The 8761-nt window shown below is 64.2% G+C and carries 9 protein-coding genes; 5 read left to right on the forward strand and 4 right to left on the reverse strand.

Annotated features, from left to right (window positions below):
- Positions 1-2: 2 nt before the first annotated feature.
- The 4 genes from H8A95_RS26840 to H8A95_RS26855 all read right to left on the reverse strand — a co-directional run bounded on the left by H8A95_RS26840 (position 3) and on the right by H8A95_RS26855 (position 2675).
- Positions 3-1250: a DUF763 domain-containing protein gene (locus tag H8A95_RS26840; RefSeq protein ID WP_229185936.1), complete on the reverse strand. Its 1248-nt coding sequence runs from the start codon at positions 1248-1250 to the stop codon at positions 3-5.
- A gap of 87 nt (positions 1251-1337) precedes the next feature.
- Complete coding sequence (locus H8A95_RS26845) at positions 1338-1538, reverse strand: hypothetical protein (RefSeq protein WP_229185937.1); 201 nt, start codon at positions 1536-1538, stop codon at positions 1338-1340.
- Between the two features lie 100 nt (positions 1539-1638).
- Positions 1639-2175, reverse strand: a complete 537-nt coding sequence (locus H8A95_RS26850; RefSeq protein ID WP_229185938.1) for a DUF4142 domain-containing protein — start codon at positions 2173-2175, stop codon at positions 1639-1641.
- Positions 2176-2186: 11 nt separating this feature from the next.
- A complete protein-coding gene (locus H8A95_RS26855) occupies positions 2187-2675 on the reverse strand; it encodes a YciE/YciF ferroxidase family protein (protein WP_229185939.1) in 489 nt (162 codons plus the stop codon).
- Positions 2676-2831: 156 nt separating this feature from the next.
- Between H8A95_RS26855 and H8A95_RS26860 the strand changes: the two genes are divergently transcribed.
- The 5 genes from H8A95_RS26860 (at position 2832) to H8A95_RS26880 (ending at position 8723) form a co-directional block, all read left to right on the forward strand.
- Positions 2832-3035 (forward strand): CsbD family protein, encoded by a 204-nt coding sequence (locus H8A95_RS26860; protein WP_050630357.1) that lies wholly within the window; start codon positions 2832-2834, stop codon positions 3033-3035.
- Between the two features lie 77 nt (positions 3036-3112).
- On the forward strand, positions 3113-3709 hold the full coding sequence (locus H8A95_RS26865) for a phosphatase PAP2 family protein (RefSeq protein ID WP_229185940.1): 597 nt from the start codon (positions 3113-3115) through the stop codon (positions 3707-3709).
- Between the two features lie 404 nt (positions 3710-4113).
- Positions 4114-5133 carry a TRAP transporter substrate-binding protein gene (locus tag H8A95_RS26870; protein ID WP_229185941.1) on the forward strand — a complete coding sequence of 340 codons (1020 nt, stop codon included), beginning with the start codon at positions 4114-4116 and terminating at the stop codon, positions 5131-5133.
- A 22-nt stretch (positions 5134-5155) separates the two neighbouring features.
- Positions 5156-7048 (forward strand): TRAP transporter large permease, encoded by a 1893-nt coding sequence (locus H8A95_RS26875; protein WP_229185942.1) that lies wholly within the window; start codon positions 5156-5158, stop codon positions 7046-7048.
- Positions 7049-7073: 25 nt separating this feature from the next.
- Positions 7074-8723, forward strand: coding sequence for an acyl-CoA synthetase (locus tag H8A95_RS26880; RefSeq protein ID WP_229185943.1), 1650 nt, complete (start codon positions 7074-7076; stop codon positions 8721-8723).
- The last annotated feature ends 38 nt before the right edge of the window (positions 8724-8761 follow it).

Consider the following 8761-nt stretch of genomic DNA (forward strand, 5'->3'; position numbering starts at 1 on the left):
TGTCACCGACGTTTGGCCACATCGCGGCCGGCTAGGTCGGCCTCCCAGCCGAACACCGAGCGGCCGTCGAAGGCTGGCGAACGCGCGCGCTCGTTGGCCACGAAGGCATCGAAGGACGGGCCGGTTGCCGTCAATTCGAGCCTGCGGGCCTGATCGTCCAGCCGCTTCAACGCCTGCAGTTCCTCGTCGCGGCCGAGCTTCGCCTGCTGCACCGCCGATTTCAGCACGCCGATGGTCTCGTCATAGACCTTGATCGGCACCGGAAACGGATGACGATCCTTGCCGCCATGCGCGAGCGAGAAGCGCGCCGGATCGCGGAAACGATACGGCGTTCCGTGCACGACCTCAGCGACCATCGCGAGCGACTCCACGGTGCGGGCGCCGACGCCCGGCGTCAGCAGCAGCTCGGGGAAGTCCATCGGCCCACGCTCCGCGGCGGCGGCGAGGGTGCCGTGCAGGCGGCGGATAAAGACGTCGCTCGATCGCACATCGTGATGAGCGGGCATGATCAGGTGCAGGAGATCGCCCTGCGCCGCTACCTTCTCGGTCAGTTCGGCATATTCATGCGCGATGCCGTCGGGACCGAGCGCGGCGAGCAAATCGAGCTGGGCCTGGCGCGAGGCGTCGGCGCGGTGGTCGGTCAGATTGACGATCTCGCCCTGCGCTGGACCCTCGATCGCGCTGTGCGGCTCGTCGACGAAGCTGCGCAGGCCCTCGGAGTGCCAGTGATAGCGTCGCGCTTGCCGCTTGCTGTCGCTCATGCCTTGCTGGACCACAGTCCACTTGCCGTCCGTGGTGACGAAGAAGCCATGCAGATAGAGCTCGAAACCGTCCTGGACGGCGGCGCTGTCGACCTTGGCGACCAGGCGGCTGGCCCGGGTAAGGGCAACGCCGTCGAAGCCGGTCCGCTCGCCCAGCGCCGTCAGCTCGTCCGGCGTCCGCCGCGAATGCTTGCCGCGGCCGCCGCAGATGTAGATGCCGAGCTCGTCCTGCAGCGGCGCCAGCCCGCGCTTGAGCGCGCCGATGACGCTCGTGGTGATTCCAGACGAATGCCAGTCCATACCCATCACCGCGCCGAACGACTGGAACCAGAACGGATGCGACAGCCGCTGCAGGAACGCGTCACGGCCGTAATGATGGACCACGGCCTGGGTGATGATGGCACCCAGCGTCGCCATGCGCTGCGCCAGCCACGGCGGCACGCGTCCACTATGGAGGGGCAGATCAGCGCTGCCGGTACGTCGGGCCATCGGTCTCCAAACCTTGGATCACGCCTTCGATCGAGCCTCGATGCGACGTCCGTGAGTCGAGGCAGACTATCCTCGACGATCAGCCTGTCATCGACTCGTTGGCAACCCGTCGAGGATCGCGAGGGGATTGTGGTCGCCAAACGCCTCGCTGTCGACCCTGCGGAGACCCGGCCGGAATAGCTGGGCGATGGCTAAGAAGGCGGTGGCGAGCAGCATCCCCACCGCGACGAGCGCCACCGTGTGCCGAAGTTCCGTGCGTTGGATGCGCGTGGCGTCGAGTTGCGCCACTGGAATTGCCTCATGAATCCGGAATAGCAGGGCAATCCGTGATCGTGCCTTTCAGGCGGGGCCGCCGGCAGCCGGATCGGGGGCTGCCGGCGACTGGCAACTACTTTCGGTTCTTGTCCAGGTCCTGCGCCATTGCGAGATGGTGCTGGAGCGCCGGCAGGGTCCTTCCGGCCCAGTCCTTAAGCTTCGGATCCTCACCGCCCTTGGCGTAGCGTTCGAACAGCGAGACCGCATCCTTGTGGGCGCTGACCTGCATCGGATCATATTCGCTGGCGAAATTGTCCGGCTTGGTGTTGCGCAGCACGTCGAGCTTCTTCTGCGAGCTGTCGTCGAGGCCGGTCGGCAATGCGGCCTTCATCTCGCCGGTGACCAGCGCCTTCAGTTCGGTACTGGTCTTGGTATGGTCCGTCACCATCTGGTCGGCGAACTTCTTTTCCGCCGTATTGCCCTTCTGCTGGGCAATCTTGGCCGCCTCGATCTCCAGCATGTCGCTGGTTGCGGCTTCCTTGATGAAGTCTTCCGTTTTCGGTGTGACGCCAAGCACGGAATTGACGCCGGTCTTCTCGCCGACCGATTGCGCCAGCGCGGGCACTGCCAGCCCGCAACTAATGGCAATTGCCAGAATAGTTCGCTTCATCGCGCGTCTCCTCAGGCCGCCTCGGCGTTGATGGCGCCGATGGCGAGCTTGGTGAGCGCTTCATCCGTCTTCTTTTCCTCGGCCAGGGTCTGGTCGATGAGCTTGACGGCGTCCTTCATGCTGAGCTTGGTCGCCCATGCTTTCAGTGTGCCGTAACGGGCAATCTCGTAATGCTCGACCGCCTGGGCGGCAGAGACCAGGCCCGGATCGAGCGCCGGCGTGTCGGCGTACTCTTCCATGATCTCCTTGCCTTCGTCGAGGATGCCCTCGATGGCGTCGCACTTCTTGCCGCGCGCCGGCTTGCCCATCAGATCGAATATCTGCTCAAGCCGATCGATCTGTCCTTCGGTCTCGTCATGGTGCTTCTCGAAAGCCGTACGCAACTGCTCGGACCCGGCGGCCTTGGCCATCCGCGGCAGCGCCTTGAGGATCTGCTTTTCGGCGTAGTAGATGTCCTTGAGGGTATCCAGGAAGAGGGCGCTTAGGTCTTTCTCCGGCATCGGTGTCGCTCCGTGTGGGGTTGATCTGTACCCACAACAGGGACCCTACAATGTCGTTCCTATCTGTCCTGGTTCACGCGCGGACTTACGACGCTCGCGAGGAACGAAGCGTCGGGGCACCCGTTGGACGATCTCATCTTTCAATGGAGAACCGCGATGGACTGGAATCGTGTCGAAGGCAACTGGAAGCAGATGAAGGGCAAGGTCAAGGAGCAGTGGGGCAAGCTGACCGATGACGACCTCGATGTGATCGCCGGCAAGCAGGACCAGCTCGAAGGCCGTTTGCAGCAGCGTTACGGCTATGCCAAGGATCAAGCCACGAAGGAAGTGAATGACTGGTACGGCCGCCAGAAATGGTGACCGCTACGCATTCAGGGCCCCGCTTGAGCGGGGCCCTTTGCTTTGCGCCGCTTGGAACAGGGGCGAATGCGAAACGTTTGAAAGATGCCGTCATCGCCTCAAGCAAGGCATCCATGCCGATCACGGTCCGACCGACCCAGCAAGATATTGCCATTGCGCGCGTTATCTCGCGCAACACGACCCCGCCAACAGAACGCGCCGCCTCAATCCTGACATGGGCGGCGGACGAGCATGTCGTCTGCGCCCTGGCACTTGGATGGTGGCTATGGTGTCGGAGCAAGCCAGAGCCGCGACGCCTGGCGAGTGACCATCTTCTGGTCACGGCGTTGGCCGCATCGCTGGTTCCGCACCTGCTCAAACGGGTATTCAACCAGAAGCGGCCGGACCGGCTCACCGTCCTTGGTCATCTGCACGGCGTTCCAATCTCGGGCAAAGCTGAGGACTCGTTTCCGTCCGGACACGCAATTCAGGTCGGAGCCATCAGTTCGGCAGCGAGCCAGCTTCCCGGGGGCGAGCGCAGAATCGTCCGAGCGCTCGGCGCTTGCCTGATATCGACCCGCGTTCTGTTGCTGGCGCATTGGACGAGTGACGTCGTCGTGGGATCGGCGATCGGGGTGGTACTCGAGCGGCTGATCCGATGCGTCACGGGGTACGGGCGGCGGGATCAGGTCTGAAGAGATGCCGTTAGCTCAGGTCCGGGTCACAAAATCCATCAGGCCGAGCCAGAGCGAAGCAACGGGATAGCCGCCGGCAGTCGTGGCCACGCCTATATCCGTAATTCGCATAAGGTATATTATGGAATATTTATATCTACAATTAGATCAGATATTTAGTGGGAAATCTTCGTACTGGCTCGCAACTCGACGCCTGTCCCAAGCTCGCCTGGTCGTGCATTTGGCTGGTGCGAACACCACGGCGATCTACGCGCAGGCCTCTCGTCAGAAAGCCGATATTGCCGCGGCGTACGGACGCTGCAATAAGCGCGGCCTGCGCCGAGATCGCTGGTGACCCCACGGCATCAGGTCCGTATAGGATGGCATCTCAGAACAACAACAAGCCTCTCGAGGGAGCAAACCCAATGAGCTTTTCACGACGCACGCTGCTGAAGGTCTCCGCCGCTTCCGCCGTCATGGGCGGAATTGGCGCGCCGTATGTGGCGCGCGCCCAGTCGGCCGAGTTCTCTTACAAGTTCGCCAACAACCTGCCGGAGTCGCACCCGCTGGTGGCTCGCGCCCGGGAGATGTCTGCGGCGATCAAGACCGAGACCAACGGCCGGTTTGACCTTCAGGTGTTCCCGAACAACCAGCTCGGCTCGGATACCGACGTGCTGAGCCAGGTGCGCTCCGGCGGCGTCGAGTTCTTCACGCTGTCCGGCCTGATCCTGGCGACCCTGGTGCCGGCGGCTTCGATCAACGGCATCGGCTTCGCGTTCCCGGATTATCCCACGGTCTGGAAGGCCATGGACGGCGATCTCGGCGCCTATGTCCGCGGTGAGATCAAAAAGGCCGGCCTCGAGGTCATGGACAAGATCTGGGACAACGGGTTCCGCCAGACCACGTCGTCGACCAAGCCGATCAACGGGCCGGACGACTTGAAGGGTTTCAAGATCCGCGTGCCGGTATCGCCGCTCTGGACCTCGATGTTCAAGGCGTTCGACGCCTCGCCCGCCTCGATCAATTTCAGCGAGGTCTATTCGGCGCTACAGACCAAGATCGTCGAAGGCCAGGAAAACCCGCTGGCGCTGATCTCGACGGCGAAGCTGTATGAAGTCCAGAAGTATTGCTCGCTCACCAACCACATGTGGGACGGCTTCTGGTTCCTGATGAACCGCAGAGCCTGGTCGGCCTTGCCCGATGATATCAAGACCATCGTCGCCAAGCACGTCAACGCGGCGGCCGTGAAGGAACGCGAAGACACCGAGAAGCTGAACGCGACCGTCAAGCAGGAGCTCGCGGGCAAGGGTCTCGTGTTCAACCAGCCCGAGGTTGGGCCGTTCCGCGACAAGCTGCGCACCGCGGGCTTCTACGCCGAATGGAAGGGCAAGTACGGCGAGAAGGCCTGGGAGCTGCTCGAGAAGTCCGTCGGCAAACTGTCCTGATCGATCAAGCGGGAGGCTCGCCATGGCTCATGTCGAGATGACGCCGGCCGTGGCCGGGGCCGGCGAGGCGGCGTCACAGCCCCCTCGCCGCCGCTCCGTTCTCGGTTCCGTCGACGCTGCGCTCGGATGGCTGGTCGAAATCCCGGCGGCGATCCTGGTCGTCGCCGAGGTCGTCATCCTGTTCGCGGGCGTGGTGGCGCGTTACGTGCTGCACACGCCGCTGATCTGGTCCGACGAACTGGCGTCGATCCTGTTCCTGTGGCTTGCCATGCTGGGATCGGTGGTCGCTTTCCGCCGCGGCGAGCACATGCGGATGACCGCGCTGGTCGCGAGCGCCGGTCCAAGGCTCTGGGCCTATCTCGACGTGGTCGCGACCTGCGCCGCGCTGGCGTTCCTGATCCTGATCGTGCGGCCGGCCTATGAATACGCCTATGAAGAGAGCTTCATCACCACGCCGGCGCTGCAGATCTCCAATACCTGGCGCGCGGCGGCGCTGCCGGTCGGCACCTGCCTGATGGCGCTGTTCGCGCTGCTGCGGCTGGCGCGGGTCGGCAGTTTCAAGACCTTCCTGCTGGCTGCGCTCACCGTGGTTGCCTTGATCGGCGTGTTCTGGCTGGCGCAGCCGATGCTGCGGCCGCTCGGCAACCTCAATCTGATCATCTTCTTCGTCGGCGTGGTCGGGTTCTGCGTGTTCGCCGGCGTGCCGATCGGCTTTGCCTTCGGCATGGCGATCTTCGGCTATCTGGCGCTGACCACGCGGACGCCGCTGATGGTGCTGGTCGGCCGGATGGACGAGGGCATGAGCCATTTGATCCTGCTGTCGGTGCCGCTGTTCGTCTTCCTCGGTCTGCTGATCGAGATGACCGGCATGGCGCGCGCGATGGTCGCGTTCCTGGCGAGCCTGCTCGGGCACGTCCGCGGCGGCCTGCATTACGTGCTGGTCGGCGCCATGTATCTGGTCTCCGGCATCTCCGGATCGAAGGCCGCCGACATGGCCGCCGTCGCGCCCGTGCTGTTCCCGGAAATGAAGGAGCGCGGCGCCAAGCCGGGCGATCTGGTCGCCCTGCTCGCCGCCACCGGCGCGCAGACCGAAACCATTCCGCCGAGCCTCGTGCTGATCACCATCGGTTCGGTGACCGGCGTCTCGATCTCGGCGCTGTTCACCGGCGGCCTGCTGCCGGGCGTGGTGCTGGCGATCACCCTGTCGGCGCTGGTGTGGTGGCGCTACCGCGGCGAGGACCTCAGCCATGTCCAGCGCGCCACCGGCAGCGAGATCGGCAAGGCGTTCGTCTTCGCCCTGCCCGCATTGGCCCTGCCCTTCGTGATCCGCTACGCCGTGGTCGAAGGCATCGCCACCGCCACCGAAGTGTCGACCATCGGCATCGTCTATGCCTTCGTCATCGGCCTGTTGATCTACCGAAAATTCAATTGGCGGCGGCTCGTGCCGATGCTGATCGACACGGCGTGCCTGTCGGGCGCGATCCTGTTCATCATCGGCACCGCCACCGGCATGGCCTGGGGCCTGACCCAGTCCGGCTTCTCGCGGGCGCTGGCGGCGTCGATGGCGGGTTTGCCCGGCGGGTCGGCGAGCTTCGTCGCGGTGTCGATCCTGGCTTTCGTGATCCTCGGCAGCGTGCTCGAGGGCATTCCGGCGATCGTGCTGTTCGGGCCGCTGCTGTTTCCGATTGCGCGCCAGGTCGGCGTCCACGAGGTGCACTACGCCATGATCATCATCCTGGCGATGGGCATCGGACTGTTCGCGCCGCCGTTCGGCGTCGGCTACTATGCCGCCTGCGCCATCGGGCGCGTCGATCCGGCCGAGGGTATCCGGCCGATCTGGGGGTACATGCTGGCGCTGTTGATCGGCCTGATCATCGTTGCCATCTTCCCCTGGATATCGATCGGTTTCCTTTAAAGCACCTTGCGGATGGGATAGAGCCATGAGTGCAGCTCAAGACCAGTACTCGATCGGGCTGGACAAGACGCCCGCCAACTACGTGCCGCTGACGCCGCTGAGCTTCCTGGCGCGCTCGGCGACCGTGTATCCCGACCACGTCAGCGCGGTCTATGAGGGCCGCAGCTTCACCTGGAAACAGACCTACGAGCGCTGCAAGCGCTTCGCGTCCTATCTTGCAGGCCACGGCATCGGCCATGGCGACACGGTCGCGGCGATGCTGCCGAACATTCCGGCGATGAACGAGCTGCACTTTGCGGTGCCGATGACCGGCGCGGTGCTCAACGCGCTGAACATCCGGCTCGATGCGGCGTCGATCGCATTCCAGCTCGACCACGGCGGTGCGAAGATCATCCTGGTCGATCCCGAATTCTCAGGCGTGATCGCGGAAGCGCTGACGCTGATGAACGGCGCAAAGCCGTTTGTGATCGACGTCGATGATGCGGCGTTTGCCGGCGGCAAGCGGATCGGCGAGATCGAGTACGAGGCGGCGGTCGCCGCAGGCGATCCGGCATTCGCCGAGCGGCCGCCGGCCGACGAATGGGATGCGATCGCGCTGAGCTACACGTCCGGCACCACCGGCAATCCGAAGGGCGTGGTGACCCATCACCGCGGCGCCTATCTCAACGCGGTGAGCAACATCCTCGCCGGCAATCTCGGCCAGCATCCGGTCTATCTCTGGACCTTGCCGATGTTCCACTGCAACGGCTGGTGCTTCCCCTGGACGATCGCAGCAACCGCCGGCGTCAATGTCTGCCTGCGCAAAGTCGATCCGGCCAAGATCTTCGAGCTGATCCCCAAGCACGGCGTCACCCACATGTGCGGCGCGCCGATCGTCTACAACACGCTGATCAATGCGCCTGACGCGCCGAAGGGCGGCAAGGCAAAGCCTGTCACAGGCCTGATCGCGGGCGCGGCGCCGCCGGTTGCCGTGCTCGAAGGCGCCGAGCGCATCGGCATCAGGCTGACCCATGTGTACGGGCTGACCGAAGTCTATGGCCCCGCCTCCGTCTGCGCCGAGCAGCCCGGCTGGGATGAACTGTCGGCCGATGCCCGCGCGCAGCTGAAACGGCGCCAGGGCGTCGCCTACCCGTTGCAGGAAGACGTCACCGTGCTCGATCCCGAGACCATGCGTGAGGTGCCGCGCGACGGCGAGACCATCGGCGAGGTCATGTTCCGCGGCAACATCGTGATGAAGGGTTATCTGAAGAACGAGAAGGCGACGCAGGAAGCGTTCGCCGGCGGCTGGTTTCACACCGGCGATCTCGGCGTGCTCGACGAGCACGGCTACGTCATCATCAAGGACCGCTCCAAGGACATCATCATCTCCGGCGGCGAGAACGTCTCGTCGGTCGAGGTCGAGGACATCCTCTACAAGCACCCGGCCGTGCTGTTCGCGGCTGTGGTGGCAAAGCCCGATCCGAAATGGGGCGAAGTGCCCTGCGCCTTCCTCGAGCTGAAGGACGGCGCCAAGGCCACCGAGGCCGAGATCATCGCCTATTGCCGCGAGCACATGTCGGGCTTCAAGACGCCGAAATCAGTGGTGTTCGGCGTGATCCCGAAGACATCCACGGGCAAGATCCAGAAATTCCTGCTGCGCAACGCGGTCGGATCGGCCAAGGCGATCTCGGCCTGACGGCGCCACATGCCCGCTGTCGTCCCGGGCTTGACCCG

It is taken from the genome of Bradyrhizobium oropedii (genome assembly GCF_020889685.1).
Lineage (GTDB): Bacteria > Pseudomonadota > Alphaproteobacteria > Rhizobiales > Xanthobacteraceae > Bradyrhizobium > Bradyrhizobium oropedii.